General features: G+C 66.7%; 12 protein-coding genes. 7 read left to right on the forward strand and 5 right to left on the reverse strand.

Annotation, left to right across the window (positions count from 1 at the left end; genetic code table 11):
* Positions 1-42: 42 nt before the first annotated feature.
* The 3 genes from cysS to cobT form a co-directional block, all read right to left on the reverse strand.
* Complete coding sequence (gene cysS / locus D2V17_RS02825) at positions 43-1,533, reverse strand: cysteine--tRNA ligase (protein ID WP_119591623.1); 1,491 nt, start codon at positions 1,531-1,533, stop codon at positions 43-45.
* A 219-nt stretch (positions 1,534-1,752) separates the two neighbouring features.
* Positions 1,753-2,244, reverse strand: coding sequence for a DUF2939 domain-containing protein (locus D2V17_RS02830; RefSeq protein WP_119591624.1), 492 nt, complete (start codon positions 2,242-2,244; stop codon positions 1,753-1,755).
* A 30-nt stretch (positions 2,245-2,274) separates the two neighbouring features.
* Entirely contained in the window at positions 2,275-4,095 is a 1,821-nt protein-coding gene (gene cobT, locus D2V17_RS02835) for a cobaltochelatase subunit CobT (protein ID WP_119591625.1), read from the reverse strand.
* 221 nt (positions 4,096-4,316) lie between these two features.
* Between cobT and D2V17_RS02840 the strand changes: the two genes are divergently transcribed.
* Positions 4,317-4,961 (forward strand): DUF2490 domain-containing protein, encoded by a 645-nt coding sequence (locus tag D2V17_RS02840; RefSeq protein WP_191229045.1) that lies wholly within the window; start codon positions 4,317-4,319, stop codon positions 4,959-4,961.
* 9 nt (positions 4,962-4,970) lie between these two features.
* On the opposite strand, the gene D2V17_RS02845 is transcribed toward D2V17_RS02840, so the two are convergent.
* Positions 4,971-5,675, reverse strand: coding sequence for a DUF4197 family protein (locus D2V17_RS02845; RefSeq protein ID WP_119591627.1), 705 nt, complete (start codon positions 5,673-5,675; stop codon positions 4,971-4,973).
* Between the two features lie 53 nt (positions 5,676-5,728).
* On the opposite strand from D2V17_RS02845, the gene D2V17_RS02850 reads away from it, so the two are divergent.
* Together D2V17_RS02850 and D2V17_RS02855 are read left to right on the forward strand one after the other, a co-directional pair.
* Entirely contained in the window at positions 5,729-7,900 is a 2,172-nt protein-coding gene (locus tag D2V17_RS02850; RefSeq protein WP_119591658.1) for a primosomal protein N', read from the forward strand.
* 91 nt (positions 7,901-7,991) lie between these two features.
* A complete protein-coding gene (locus tag D2V17_RS02855) occupies positions 7,992-9,071 on the forward strand; it encodes a PAS domain-containing protein (RefSeq protein ID WP_119591628.1) in 1,080 nt (359 codons plus the stop codon).
* Positions 9,072-9,093: 22 nt separating this feature from the next.
* On the opposite strand, the gene D2V17_RS02860 is transcribed toward D2V17_RS02855, so the two are convergent.
* A complete protein-coding gene (locus D2V17_RS02860) occupies positions 9,094-10,119 on the reverse strand; it encodes a bifunctional transcriptional activator/DNA repair enzyme AdaA (protein ID WP_119591629.1) in 1,026 nt (341 codons plus the stop codon).
* A 78-nt stretch (positions 10,120-10,197) separates the two neighbouring features.
* Between D2V17_RS02860 and D2V17_RS02865 the strand changes: the two genes are divergently transcribed.
* The 4 genes from D2V17_RS02865 to D2V17_RS02880 all read left to right on the forward strand — a co-directional run bounded on the left by D2V17_RS02865 (position 10,198) and on the right by D2V17_RS02880 (position 15,065).
* Positions 10,198-11,787 (forward strand): S1 family peptidase, encoded by a 1,590-nt coding sequence (locus D2V17_RS02865; RefSeq protein WP_119591630.1) that lies wholly within the window; start codon positions 10,198-10,200, stop codon positions 11,785-11,787.
* A gap of 162 nt (positions 11,788-11,949) precedes the next feature.
* Positions 11,950-12,507: a F0F1 ATP synthase subunit delta gene (locus tag D2V17_RS02870; RefSeq protein WP_119591659.1), complete on the forward strand. Its 558-nt coding sequence runs from the start codon at positions 11,950-11,952 to the stop codon at positions 12,505-12,507.
* 26 nt (positions 12,508-12,533) lie between these two features.
* Complete coding sequence (gene atpA / locus D2V17_RS02875; protein WP_119591660.1) at positions 12,534-14,063, forward strand: F0F1 ATP synthase subunit alpha; 1,530 nt, start codon at positions 12,534-12,536, stop codon at positions 14,061-14,063.
* A gap of 132 nt (positions 14,064-14,195) precedes the next feature.
* Positions 14,196-15,065, forward strand: a complete 870-nt coding sequence (locus D2V17_RS02880; protein WP_119591631.1) for a F0F1 ATP synthase subunit gamma — start codon at positions 14,196-14,198, stop codon at positions 15,063-15,065.
* Positions 15,066-15,072 lie beyond the last annotated feature (7 nt).

Genomic DNA, 15,072 nt, shown 5'->3' on the forward strand with positions numbered 1-15,072 from the left:
CGATGGATTGCCACGTCGCCTTTGGCTCCTCGCAATGACGAGCTAAGAGCCAAGCTTCCACTCCCAGCCCAGCGGATCGCCGTCCATCACCTCGACCCCTTGCGCGATCAGTTCGTCGCGCAGCGCGTCCGAGGTGGCAAAGTCCTTGTCCGCGCGCGCAGCCTTGCGGCGGGCGAGCATGTCTTCGATGTCCGCCGCCGTGATCGTGGCTACCTGCGGTCTGATACGCAGCTCGGCGCGGGTGAGGGTCAGCAGGTCGAGCCCCAGCACCGCATCCATCGCCGCGATCACCTGCGCCTTGTGCACCGGATCGAGCTTCTTTTGCGCCAGCACCTCTTCGAGCACGGTCAGCGCCTGCGGGGTGTTGAGATCGTCCTCCACCGCGCTTTCGAACCGGCCGAGGAACGGGACGAAGGTTCCGCCCACTGCGCCGCGCGCTTCGGCAAAGGTCCAGCCGCCTTGCGGAGCCTCGGGCAGTGCATCGAGCTTGGCCTTCAGCACCTCGACCGCGATCAGCATCCGCTTCAGACGGGTGAGCGCAGCCTCCAGCCCCTCCCACGAGAACTCCAGCTCGCTGCGGTAGTGCGCCTGCAGGCACATCATCCGGTAGGCGAGCGGGTGAAAACCCTTGTCGATCAGCAGTTGCAGCCGCAGGAACTCGCCCGAGGACTTGCTCATCTTGCCGCTGCGCTCGACGAGGAAGTTGTTGTGCATCCACACGCGCGCGCCGCTGTTGGCGGGCTCGGCCAGCGAGCCGCAGCCGCAGAAGGCCTGATTCTGCGCGATCTCGTTGGGATGGTGGATCTCGCGGTGGTCGATGCCGCCGGTGTGAATGTCGAACGGGAAGCCCAATAGCTTGCCGCTCATCACCGAGCATTCGAGATGCCAGCCCGGAGCGCCCCGGCCCCACGGCGAATCCCACTCCATCTGGCGCGTCTCGCCCGGCGGGGTCTTGCGCCAGATCGCGAAGTCGGCGGCGTTGCGCTTGCCTTGCACCGCCTCGATCCGGCCCTCGCCCTCTTCGGTGACAGCGCGGGCAAGGCGGCCATAGTCGGCCACGGTCGAAACGTCGAAATAGAGCCCGCTGTCCAGCTCGTAGCAATGGTCAGCGGCGATGCTCTTGGCGAAGTCGAGCATGTCGTCGATGTAATCGGTCGCCACCGACCAGTGCGCTGGCGCGCGGATGTTGAGCGCCTTCACATCGGCCCAATAGGCCTCAGTATAGTGCCGCGCGATATCCCAGATCGACTGCGCCCGTTGCGCCGCCATCTTCTCCATCTTGTCCTCGCCCGCATCGGCATCGTCGGTGAGGTGGCCCACATCGGTGATGTTGATTACGTGCGTGAGCTTGAGCCCGCGCGCGCTCAGGGTGCGGCCCAGAATGTCGGCGAAGACATAGGCGCGCATGTTGCCGATGTGCGGGTAGTTATAGACGGTCGGGCCGCAGGTATAGACCCGCGCCTCGCCCTCGTGGACGGGAGAAAACGGCTCGAGTTGCCGGGTGAGCGAATTGAACAGGACCAGCTGCGTCATATGCCGCGCCTGATGCGCGAAGCGTGGCGACTAATCAATGGCTGGCTTGCCACTGGCCTGTCAGCCCCCCTCGTCAGATTTCTTCACTTTGGCCGGGAGCCTTTTCGCGCGATCAGGAGTTAACCCGATGCGACCCTGAGGGGCTGGCTCCCAATGCGCCAGTTTCTCGCCTTGGCCCCGCCGCTTTCGGGTGGCGGGGCTCTTTCGCGGCTTTCGCCCTTAAAGCTCCATCGCCACCACCTGCCAGCCGAGCCCGCGCCGTTCGAACACCAGCACCGGGCCGGGCGTGCCGCTGTCAGCGTAGGTGCTCACGCCGCGAAAGCGGGTCAGGCCCTCATGCTCGACGCTCCAGCTCAGCTCGCGGCCGCGCATTTCGGGCGGCAGCAAGGGGCTGGCCACCGCGCCGGTGGTGATGATGGCGACCATGCCCTCGGGCGTGATCATCGCCTCCAGCGCCGTATCGCCCACCGCGCCGAGGATCGCCCCGCCGATGCCATCGACCAGCCCGTTGCCGGTGGGGCGGATCGAGCGATCGAGCTGCGCGCGCGTGTTCTCGCGCAGTGCGGGAAAGTCGATCGCCGCCTCCAGCTCGGCGGTGTTGCGGGCCTCTGCCGCATCGGCGACGTTCTTCATCGCCAGCCATGGGGAGACGAAATACCAGGCGGGAAAGGCCAGCACCAGCAAGGCCACGAACAGGACAATCTTGCGCATCGTAAGTCTGCCTTTCGCAGGGCTGAGCCGCTAGTCGACCTCGAACAGATCGGCCAGCTGCTCGATGATCGTGCCGCCGAGTTGCTCGACATCCATGATCGTCACCGACTTCTTGTAATAGCGCGTGACATCGTGGCCGATCCCGATGGCGGCCAGCTGCACGGGCGAGCTTTTCTCGATCCAGTCGATCACCTTGCGCAGGTGCTGTTCGAGATAGCCCGCGCTGTTCACGCTCAGGGTCGAATCGTCGACCGGTGCGCCGTCGGAGATCACCATCAGGATGCGGCGGTCTTCGGGGCGGGCGAGCAAGCGCTCGTGCGCCCACAGCAGCGCCTCGCCGTCGATGTTCTCCTTCAGCAGTCCCTCGCGCATCATCAGACCCAGCGAGCGGCGCGCGCGGCGCATCGGCTCGTCGGCCTTCTTGTAGATGATGTGCCTGAGGTCGTTAAGGCGGCCCGGAGTGGTGGGCTTGCCATCGGCGAGCCACTTCTCGCGGCTTTGCCCGCCCTTCCACGCGCGGGTGGTGAAGCCGAGAATCTCGACCTTCACCCCGCACCGCTCCAGCGTGCGCGCCATGATATCGGCGCTGATCGCGGCGATGGAGATCGGACGGCCCCGCATCGAACCCGAATTGTCGATCAGCAGCGTGACGACGGTGTCCTTGAACTCCTGCTCCTGCTCGACCTTGTAGCTGAGCGACTGCCCCGGCGAGATCACCACGCGGGCGAGCCGCGCGGCATCGAGCAGGCCTTCTTCCTGATCGAAGTCCCAGCTGCGGTTCTGCTGCGCCATCAGGCGGCGCTGAAGCCGGTTGGCCAGTCGCGTCACCACGCCCGCAAGGCCCGCCAGCTGGCTGTCGAGATAGGCGCGCAGCCGGTCGAGCTCGTCGAAGTCGCACAGTTCGGTCGCCTCGACCACTTCGTCGAACGAGGTGGTGAAGGCCTTGTAGTCGAAGCCCTCGGGCAGGTCCTGCCACGGCGCGTTGCGGCGCTGGGGGACCATCATCTCCTCGCCGTCGTCGCCGGGATCGCCCTCGCCGATCTCCTGTTCGCCGGAATCCTGCTCCTGCCCTTCGCCCTCGCCTTCCTCACCCTCGGCGCCTTCGGCGGCGACCTCGGGCTGGTCGGACGGGTCGGCGCCGTCCTGCTCGTCGGTTTCGTCCTGCTGGTCGCCCGATTCGTCGGGGTTGTCCTCTTCCTCGCCGCTGTCGTCGGGTTCCTGCTCGACCGGCACCATGTCGAGATGGCGCAGCATGTCGAGCGCCAGCGACTGGAACGCGGCCTGATCCTCCAGCGCGTCGGTGAGGCGTTCGAAATCGTCGCCGATGCGGCTTTCGATATGTTCGCGCACCAGTTCCACCCCAGCGCGGGCAGCAAGCGGAATGGGCTGCCCGGTCAGCTGTTCGCGCAGCATCAGGCCGAGCGCGGTCTGCATCGGCACTTCGCCTGCTTCCTCGGCGCGGGTGATTGCGTCGCTGGACAGGCGCTGCTCGGTCATGGCGGCGAGGTTCGCGCGCATTCCCACATAGTCGCGCTCGCCCAAAGCCTCGTAACGGGCGCGCTCGATCGCATCGTAACAGGCGCGCGCTTCCAGATCCTCGGGCATATGCGCCTTGTGCAGGCGCGCATTGTGGTGCCGCATCTTGAGCGCAAAGCTGTCGGCAAAGCCGCGCACCTCACGCGCCTGCGCGGCCGGGACTTCGCGCCCCGGCGAGGGCACGCGCATCATCTTGCCGGCAGCGAAAGGCGCGTCGGCGGTCCAGTTCACCTCGGTTTCCGGGTCACGCGCAATAGCGCGGGCGGCGCCCGTCAGCGCGAGCTTGAAGCGATCGAGGGGGGATTCGTCTGCCATTGCTCCAGCCTATATGAGCAGCGAAGCAAAAGTGCCAAGCCCGTCCGGGTGCAACAGCGGGGCAGAGGCCGTGGCCTGCCATGAAAAGAGCCAGGAGCGTGAACTTTTTTCGCGCAGGCCACAGGCTGTCACATCTGTGTCATAACGAAGACCCAGATGCGCCACGAAAACGTCACAAACGTGGTTCGATATCAGTGCCGTTACGAGGAGTTACCCTGCGCATGTTCCGATCTGTCGTCCTGTCCGCGAGTGCCGCCCTTGGCGCGGTCGCCGCTTGCAGCGCGCCTGCCTCTGCCCAGGATCAGGATACGCAGTACTGGCTCTATCTCACCGGCACCTTTCCGGTTGCCAACGGGGTCAGCAACACGACCGAGATCTCCCCGCGCTGGCGTGAGAGTTCCAACATCTTTCAGGTCCGCACCACGTTCGAAACGCGGGTGGCCAAGGGCATCAAGCTGGGCGGCGGCGGCGCAGTGATTAACTTTGCCGGAGGACACGAAATCCGCCCGCATCAGCAGATGGTCTTGTCATCGGGCCATTTCTCGGCCCGCACCCGCTTCGAGGAACGCTTCTTCGATGGTGCCGACCGTGTGGAATTTCGCCTGCGCCAGAACGTCCAGTATTCGCAGCCGATCGTGCCGGACACCGACCTGTGGGTCGGCGCCGAAGCGCTTTTCATCCTGCAGAACCACGATGACAACACCACCCAGCGCGGCGATCAGTGGCGCGGCGAGATCGGCCTACGCCACCATCTCGACGACGAATTCACGGTCAGCGTCGCCTATCGCGGCATCTACACCGTGAAGGAAAACCGCGAGGATACGCTCAACAACGTGGCCATTCTCACGCTCGCCTGGAAACCCTGACCGAACCGGTCAGAGCTGCGCGCCGACGCCGAACACGCTGATCAGCACCGGATCGTTGGTCTCGCGCGGATTGGCCCGGATCGCGCTTTCCTCGCCGCCGATCTCGCCCCAGATCGCATCGTTGATGCTGGCGGAGAAATTGCGCGCCACGCCCGGCACGTCGATCCCGGTCAGCCCGGCGAGCAATTCGCCCACCAGCGGATCCTGCGCATAACGCATCGCCTCGCCCAGTTCGGGCACCATGGCCTCGATCAGGGCATTGCCCATCTGCCCGCGCAGATAGGAGGTGGCCGCCGTCGGCCCGCCGCGCACGAGCGCCAGCGCGTTGCCGACCCCGATGGTGCGCACCGCATCGGTGACGAGCGGCGCCGCGCGGGCAGCCGCATCGATGGCGATATCGGCAAAGCTGTCGTTGAGCCGCTGCTTGAAGATGCTGGAGGTGAGGATCGAGGCGAGCACATTGCCGCGCGTGCCCAGCAGCCGCTCCAGCCCGATGGTGTCGACGGCGTTGTCCCAGTAGCCGCCATCGTCGGTCAGCCGCGCAAAGGCGCGTTCCGACGAGAGGAACAGCAGCCTACGCACCGCATCTTCGAGGCTGAACTCGCCCATGCTCGCACAGCCCGGCAGCATCAGCACCGCGCCGCCCACGGCAGTGCCCAGAAACAGCCGCCTGCCAAGCACCGGCCCGCCGGTGGAAAGAACATTATCGGTCATAGTCGCACTCCTCGCCCTTGCCCGCCTCGTGGGGCTGCTCCCATATTGCCTGCGTGCCTGCAAAACGTGTCCGCCTGCTGATGATGAACGCCGCATTGGGTCCACTGGATTACCGGGTGCCCGATGGCGTGGAGGTGAACGCAGGTGCGGTAGTGGTGGTTCCACTGGGGCCGCGGCAGGTGCTCGGGATCGTGTGGGAGGAAGACCGCCTCCCCGCCGAACGGATCGACGATTCGCGCCTGCGCCCGCTGATCGGGGTCTGCGACGTACCGCCGATCAAGGCCGAACTGCGGCGGCTGATCGAATGGTGCGCCGACTATTATTGCGCCCCGATGGCCTCGGTGGCGCGGATGGTGATCGCCAGCTCGGCGGCGCTGCGCGGGGCGGCGACCATGACCGAATACCGACTCACCGGCGGAATGCCCGAACGCATGACCGCCAAGCGCGAACAGGCGCTCGCCGCGCTGGAGGGCGAGCAGGCCTCGCTGCGCGAACTTGCGGGCATGGCGGACGTAAGCGAGGCGGTGCTGCGCGGGCTCGTCAACCAGGGCGCATTGGAGCCGGTCGCGGTCGACTGCGACCGGCCCTACCCGCAGGCCCGCGCCGACTATGCCGTGCCCGAACTCAGCCCACAGCAGGCCGAGGTCGCCGCGCGGCTGGTCGCGGCGACCTCGGGCGGCGGGTTCGCCCCGTTCCTGCTCGACGGCGTGACCGGCTCGGGCAAGACCGAGACCTATTGCGAAGCCATCGCCAGCGCCTTGGAACACGGAAAGCAGGTGCTGGTGCTGCTCCCGGAAATCGCGCTGACCGAGGCCTTCCTGCGCCGGTTCGAGGAGCGGTTCGGCGCCGCGCCCGTGCAGTGGCACTCATCGCTCAAGGCGACCGAGCGCCGCCGCGCCTGGCGCGCCATTGCCGCTGGCACAGCGCAGGTGGTGGTCGGCGCGCGCTCGGCCTTGTTCCTGCCCTATGCGCGGCTCGGCCTGATCGTGGTCGACGAGGCGCACGAGATCAGCTTCAAGCAGGACGATGGCGTGCGCTACAATGCGCGCGACGTGGCGGTGATGCGCGCCCGCTTCGAGCGTATTCCGGTGGTGCTCGCCTCGGCCACCCCGGCGCTCGAAAGTCTCGCCATGGCCGACAGCGGGGTTTACGAGCGGCTGGTGCTGCCGAGCCGTTTCGGCGGGGCGCAGCTGCCCGATATCCAGCTGGTCGACCTCACCGAGGAACCGCCCGAGCGCGGCGAGTGGATCGCCCCGCCGCTGCGCCGCGCGCTGTTCCAGCGGCTCGAAAAGGGCGAGCAGTCGCTCCTGTTCCTCAACCGGCGCGGCTATGCCCCGCTTACGCTGTGCCGCGATTGCGGACACCGCTTGCAGTGCCCAAATTGCAGCGCGTGGATGGTCGAGCACCGCTTTTCCGCGCGGCTCGCCTGTCACCATTGTGGCCACGAGATGCCGCCGCCCAAGGCGTGCCCTGAATGCGGCGCGGCGGACAGCCTTGTCCCCTGCGGCCCCGGCGTCGAGCGGATTGCCGATGAAGTCGCCAAGATCCTGCCCGATGCGCGGGTGACCGTGGCGACATCCGACACGCTCAACTCGCCCGAACGCGCCGCCCAGTTCGTGGCCGAGGCCGAGCACGGCGCGATCGACGTGATCGTCGGCACCCAGCTGGTCACCAAGGGCTTTCACTTTCCCGAACTCACCCTCGTCGGCGTGATCGATGCCGACCTCGGCCTCGAAGGCGGCGATCTGCGCGCCGCCGAACGGACCTATCAGCAGATCGCGCAGGTGGCGGGCCGGGCCGGACGCGGCGCCAAGCCGGGCGAGGTGCTGATCCAGACCCGCCACCCCGATGCCCCCGTCATCGCCGCGCTGGCCGCAGGCGACCGCGACGCCTTCTACGCAGCCGAAACCGAGGCGCGCCGCCATGCCCATGCCCCGCCGTTCGGACGCTGGGCGGCGATCATCGTCTCCTCCGAGGACGAGGCCGAAGCGCGCATGGCCGCCAACCGCATCGGCGACACCCGCCCGCGCCTGCCCGACCTGCAAATCTACGGCCCTGCGCCAGCCCCGCTCGCCCTGCTGCGCGGCCGCTATCGCTTCCGTCTGCTGGTCAACGCGCGGCGCAGCGCGCAGCTGCAACAGACCATCCGCAAATGGCTCTCCGAGGTGCAACATCCGCCCGGCGTGCGCGTTGGCATTGATATCGACCCTTATAACTTTGTTTAGTGCACGCTCATGCAAAGCCCTCTAGGCGCTAGGCAATTATGACCCTAGAAAGCTAATTTCAGGCTTTTCAAACGACCGGAAATTGAACGAGATGGACGACGCTCCGCAGGGCAAAAACAGCACCAACGGCTTCGACCATACCAATGCGCCCCCCGTTCCCGAGGGCATTTCGCGCGATACGATGGACTTCCTCCCCTTCGCGCTGGTGATCGCCGATGCGCAGTTGCCCGATCTGCCGCTGGTCTATGTCAATCGTGCGTTCGAGCGCATCACGGGCTTCAACCGCGAGTTCGTGATCGGAAAGAACTGCCGCTTCCTGCAGGGCAACGACACCAACCCCGCCGACCGCCAACTGATCCGCGAGGCGCTTGAAAGCGGACGCGAGATTACGGTCGATATCCTCAACTATCGCGCCGATGGCGAGCCGTTCGTAAACCGGCTGCTGATCTCGCCCCTGCGCGATGGCGATACCGTCACCCATTTCCTCGGCATCCAGTCGGAGCATCCCACCGACAGCGCCTTTGCCGAACGCGCCGCCCGGCTCGACGAGCAGTTGCGCGAAGTTCAGCACCGGGTGAAAAATCACCTCTCGCTGCTGCTCTCGCTGATCCGGCTCGAATCGCGCCGCACCACCGACACCAAGGATTCGCTCGGCGTGCTCGCCAACCGGGTCGAGGCGCTCAACATGCTCTATGACGAGTTCAGCCGCTCGGGCAGCGAGGGCAAGGGCTCGATTGCGCTGGGCGCCTATGTCAGCCGCGTGTGCAGCGCGCTCAACATGATCGACGGCCACCGCGAGGTGCGCATGAACCTCGAAACCGACGAGGTGCGCGCCACGCTCAACAGCGCTTCGCAGGTGGGGCTGCTGGTGTCGGAACTGCTCACCAATGCGCTCCAGCACGGCTTTGCCCAGGATGAGGCGGGCGAAGTGGCCGTGCGCCTGTGGCGCGACGACAGCGGCGACCATGCCTGCCTGCAGGTCGCCGACAACGGGCGCGGAATCCCCGAGGACATCGACTGGCCCAACACCGGCAACCTCGGCGCGCGGATCGTGCGCGACCTGACCACCCGGATCAGCGGCACATTCGCTGTCGAGACCGGCGGCGATGGCACCACGGTCACGATCACCATTCCGCTGAGCGCTCTGGGTTCGCAGCAGGCGGACGCGTAAGCGCGGCGCTCCGGCGGCTGGCCTAGGCCTTGCGCTCGCGCCGCAGCAATTCGCGCTTGATCGCCTCGCCATAGGCATAGCCGCCCAGCGCCCCGCCGGCCTGCACCACACGGTGGCACGGCACCAGCACCGCCACCGGGTTCGCCCCATTGGCGCTGCCCACCGCGCGGCTCGCCCCCGGCTGGCCGAGCGCGGCGGCAATCTCGCCATAGCTGCGCGTCTCGCCCGGGGGAATCGCCCGCAGCTGGTCCCACACGCGCTGCTGGAAGGCCGTGCCGACAACGTCGAGCGGAATGTCCGGCCCCGTCCCCGGCGTCTCGACCGCCGCCACGACCTGCTGCACCAGCGCGGCAAAATCCGCTCCGCCCGCGATCAGCTCGGCGCGCGGGAAGCGGGCGCGCAGATCCTCCTCGCCCTCGTTGAACGAGAGCCGGCACACGCCCTTGTCGCTCGCGGCCAGCAGCATCGGGCCGAGGCTCGTCTCCACCACCGCCCAGCTGATCGCCACACCCGCGCCGCCGCGCGCCCATGCCGATGGTGTCATGCCCAGTGTTCCTTCCATATCCGCATAGAACGTGCTCGGCCCTTCGAAGCCTGCCGCATAGATCGCCTCGGTGACCTTGCCCTCTTCGCTCAGGCTGGCGCGCGCGGCCTCCTGCCGCAAGGCCCGGCCATAGGCGGCCGGTGACAGCCCGGTCGCACGGGCGAACACACGCTGCAAATGGGTGGGCGAATAGCCGCAAGCCTTGGCCAGTTCGGCCAGCGCGACGGGCCGCGCCTGTTCTCGCAGCATCGCCAGCGCCCTGTTCACCGCCGCCTCATCGCGCGCGACATCGCCGGGGCAGCAACGTTTGCAGGCCCGAAAGCCCTCGCCCTCCGCCTCGTCGGCCCGTGTGAAGAAGCGGCAGTTCTCAGGACGCGGACGGCGCGCCGGGCACGAGGGGCGGCAATAGATCCCGGTCGACACCACACCCACCACGAAGCGCCCGTCGAAAGCGCGGTCGCGCCGGGCGAAGGCTTCGGCCATCTGGGTATGCGAAAGATCCATGCCCGCTATCTAAGCAGAGATTGGGAGCTATGCTTCCCGAATCTTGCGCTCGAAGCGTGAAGAGGCGAAAGGAGCGCCATGATCCTGCACACCACCCGCATCCTCGCGCTGGCGCTGAGCCTCCTGTTCGCCGCCATGGTTCCCTCCGCACCGGCCCAGGCCGACGAGGCCGATATCGCCGCCGCCGCGCGCGGCGTGGTGCGCGTGGTCATCATCGGACGCGATGGCGACGAGATCTTCCCCATCGCCCACGGCACCGGCTTCGTGGTCGCAGGCGAGCGGATCGTGACCAATGCCCATGTCATCAATCCCGCCATCGAGGACAAGCGCCTCGCCATCGGGATCGTCCCGCCAGAGGGTGGCGACGCGGTCTATGCCCGCCCCATTTCGGTCAGCCCGCGCAACGATCTGGCGATTCTCGCCACCACCAAGCCGATGAACCTGCCGGTGCTCACCATCGCGGGCAATCCGGCCAGCGGGCAGAGCGCCGTCACCGCCATCGGCTACCCCATGAACGTCGACCGCGCGCAGGGGCTCGACCAGAACGACCTGTTCCGCGCCACCCCGCCCGTGCTCAGCACCGGCTTCCTTTCGGGCCGCCGCCCGAGCCGCGAGATGGACACCCTGCTGCACACCGCGCCCATCGCGCGCGGCAACTCGGGCGGTCCGCTGGTGGATAACTGCGGGCGCGTGATCGGGGTCAACTCGTTCGGCGCCGAAAGCGAAGGCACCGAGGCCGAATTTTTCTTCGCGGTGAGCACGCGCGAACTGCTGCCGTTCCTGCGCGCCAACGATATTCAGCCGCAGCTCAACGCCCTGCCCTGCCGCTCGCTCGCCGAGCTCGACGCCGAGGACGAGGCACGCCGCCAGCAGACCCTCGCCGCCGAGCAGCGTCGCACCGCCGCCGCCGAGGCTGCGCTCGCCATGCGCCGCGACGAGCTGCGCCGCGACATCACCTATCGCACCATCGATGCCCGCACGAACCAGATGGCGCTCGCGCTGCTGCTGTTCATCATCGCGCTGGCGGCGGGCGGCACTGCCTACCTTATGCATCTGCGCGCCGATATGCGGATGCGCGCCATTTCCGGCAGCGTGGCGATTGTGGCCCTGGTCGCAGCACTCGTCGCCTGGCTCACCCGCCCCGCCTTCGCCGATATCGAGAACGAGCTGGAGGCCGCTCTCAATGCCGAACAGGCCGACGGTGAGGCCGGCGCCGATCCCGGCGACAAGCCGAGCGGCGCGATTCTCTCGCAGGCAACCTATTCCTGCGTGCTCGACCAGCAGCGCAGCCGCGTGACCAGCGCGCCCGAGCAGGACGTCGAAATCGGCTGGACCGCGCAGGGCTGCGTCAACGGGCGCACCCAGTATGGCCTCAACGCCGGCGACTGGACCCGCGTGCTCGTCCCGTCGTCCGAGGCCGCCGTGTCGGTCAACCGGTTCGATCCCGAAGCGCGGGAATATGTGGTCGAGCGCTATCTGCTCGACCGTGATGCGATGAGCGAAGCGCGCGAACGGCGCGGCAAATACGAGGCCCCGCAGTGCGGCGCTGGCGATCAGGCCGCAACGCAGCTGGGAATCGATCAGAGCACCGTGGTTTCGGCCCTGCCCGACCGCCCGAACGAGCGGCTCGTCTACACCTGCACGCTGGCCAAAGCCGGTGCGGACTGACGGCGGACACACTTTCCGCCCCAAAGCCTTGCCCCCCGGCCTTGCATCCAAATCCACCCGATGCTAGGCGCGCGCCGAGTTTGCCGGGGGGCGCTCTAAGTGCCCTAATTCTCCGGCGAAACACACATCGTCTACTCGGACAGTTTGAAGGATATTTCGCGCGTGGAGCTTTCCGCCGGTATTCAGGCCAGCCTGGCAGGGCGTTACGCCTCGGCCCTGTTCGATCTCGCCAGCGAGGCGGGCACCGTGTCGTCGGTCGAATCCGACCTCGACAAACTCGATGCCGCACTGCGCGAATCGGGTGAGCTGCGTGCCCTGATCCGCAATCCTGAGATCAAACGGTCGCAGATCGCAAACGTGATGGCGGGCATCGCCGATCACCTTGCGCTCTCGCCCCTCACCAAGAATTTCCTCGGCGTGCTGGCGAGCAACCGCCGCGTGGCCGATCTGCCCGGCATGATTCGCGCCTTCGCCGCCATCGCGGCGGCCCAGCGCGGCGAAGTGCAGGCCGAAGTCGCCTCGGCGCACCCGCTCAGCGACAGCCAGCTGGGTGAGCTGGAAAGCCGCCTGCGTGCCCGCGAAGGCCGCACGGTGAAGCTGAAATCCCGCGTCGACCCCGACCTTCTCGGCGGGCTCGTCGTCACCATTGGTTCCAAGCGCATCGATAGCTCGATCCGCACCCGTCTCAACTCGCTTGCCCAGGCCATGAAGAGCGCCTGAAACGCCGATTACCGAAAGGCTCAATGATGGAAATCCGCGCCGCAGAAATCTCCAAGGTCATCAAGGACCAGATCGCCAACTTCGGCACCGAAGCCGAAGTCAGCGAAGTCGGTACCGTGCTGTCGGTTGGTGACGGCATCGCCCGCATCCACGGGCTCGACAATGTGCAGGCAGGCGAAATGGTCGCCTTCGCCAACGGCATCCAGGGCATGGCCCTGAACCTCGAAGCGGACAACGTCGGCGTCGTGATCTTCGGCTCGGACGCCGAGATCAAGGAAGGCGACAGCGTCAAGCGCACCGGCACGATTGTGGACGTTCCCGTCGGCAAGGGCCTGCTCGGCCGCGTGGTCGACGCGCTCGGCAACCCGATCGACGGCAAGGGCCCGCTCACCGACGTGACCCGCGAGCGCGTCGAGAAGAAGGCCCCCGGCATCATCCCGCGCAAGTCGGTGCACGAACCCGTGCAGACCGGCCTCAAGGCGATCGACGCGCTCGTTCCCGTCGGCCGCGGCCAGCGCGAGCTGATCATCGGTGACCGTCAGACCGGCAAGTCCGCCGTCGCCATCGACACCTTCATTAACCAGAAGGGCTGGAACAACGGCGACGACGACAGCAAGAAGCTTTACTGCATCTACGTCGCCGTGGGCCAGAAGCGCTCGACCGTGGCGCAGATCGTCAAGCAGCTCGAAGAGAACGGCGCGATGGAATATTCCATCGTCGTGGCCGCCACCGCTTCGGAGCCGGCTCCGCTGCAGTACCTCGCGCCCTACACCGGCGCTGCGATGGGCGAATTCTTCCGCGACAACGGCATGCACGGCCTGATCGTTTATGACGATCTGTCGAAGCAGGCTGTCGCCTACCGTCAGATGTCGCTGCTGCTGCGCCGCCCGCCGGGCCGCGAAGCCTATCCGGGCGACGTGTTCTATCTCCACAGCCGCCTGCTCGAGCGTGCGGCCAAGATGAACGACGAAAACGGCGGCGGCTCGCTCACCGCGCTGCCGATCATCGAGACCCAGGCTGGCGACGTGTCGGCCTACATCCCGACCAACGTGATCTCGATCACCGACGGCCAGATCTTCCTCGAAACCGACCTGTTCTATCAGGGTATCCGTCCGGCCATCAACGTGGGTCTGTCGGTGAGCCGCGTGGGCGGTTCGGCGCAGACCAAGGCGATGAAGAAGGTCGCCGGTTCGATCAAGCTGGAGCTGGCGCAGTACCGCGAAATGGCGGCCTTCGCGCAGTTCGGTTCGGACCTCGACCCGGCGACGCAGAAGCTGCTCAACCGCGGCGCGCGCCTGACCGAGCTGCTGAAGCAGGCCCAGTTCTCGCCGATGCCGGTGGAAGAGCAGGTGGTGTCGATCTTCGCGGGCACCAACGGCTATCTCGACAGCATTCCGGTGAACCGCGTGAACGAATACGAAGCCGCGATGCTCAGCTACATGCGCCAGCACCACGCCGACACGCTGTCCTCGATCCGTTCGAGCGGCAAGTTCGAAGGCGCGGACAAGGATGCCGTGGTCGCAGGCCTCGACGCCTTCGCCAAGCAGTTCGCCTAAGAGATAGAGGAGCTAACCCCTCATTCCGCTCGTGCTGAGCCTGTCGAAGCGCCGTTCTTCTTCAAGCGCACCGTGACCAAGTAAGTGCAGCCCTTCGACAAGCTCAGGGCGAACGGATCAGGGGACTAGAACATGGCAAGTCTCAAGGAACTCAAGGACCGCATCAAGTCGGTCAAGTCGACGCAGAAGATCACCAAGGCGAAGCAGATGGTCGCCGCGGCGAAGCTGCGCAAGGCTCAGGCCGCAGCCGAGGCCGCGCGTCCCTATGCCGAGCGTCTCGCTGGCGTCATGGGCTCGCTTGCCAGCAAGGTGAGCGGCTCGGATGCGCCGCTGCTGCTCTCGGGCACCGGCAAGACCGACCGGCACCTGCTGGTGGTGGTCAACACCGACAAGGGCCTGTGCGGCGGTCTTAACGCCAACATCGTCAAGGAAGCCAAGCGGCAGGCCAAGGCGCTGGAAGCGGCGGGCAAAAAGGTCACCTTCTACCTCGTCGGCAAGAAGGGCCGCGCGCCGCTCAAGCGCGACTATGCCAGCCAGATCGGCGACGGCTTCGACACCAGCGAAGTGCGCAACGTGGGCTTCCCCGAGGCCGAAGCGATTGCCGACGATCTCGTCGCCCGGTTCGAGAAGGGCGAGTTCGATGTCGCTCACCTCGTCTACCCGGTGTTCAAGAGCGCGCTGGCGCAAGACCCCACCACCGTGCAGATCCTGCCCGTCCCCGTACCCGAGACGGTCACCGACACTGGTGCCGTCGTCGAGTACGAGCCGAGCGAAGAGGAAATCCTCGAAGAGCTGCTGCCGCGCTACATCAAGACCCAGCTGTTCGGCGCGCTGCTCGAACGCGAGGCATCGGAGCAAGGCGCCTCGATGACCGCGATGGACAACGCCACCCGCAACGCGGGCGAGCTGATCGACAAGCTGACCGTCCAGTACAACCGCAGCCGTCAGGCCGCGATTACCACCGAACTCGTTGAAATCATTGCCGGCGCGGAAGCGCTCTAAGAACCCG

This window comes from Aurantiacibacter xanthus (assembly GCF_003584015.1).
Lineage (GTDB): Bacteria > Pseudomonadota > Alphaproteobacteria > Sphingomonadales > Sphingomonadaceae > Alteraurantiacibacter > Alteraurantiacibacter xanthus.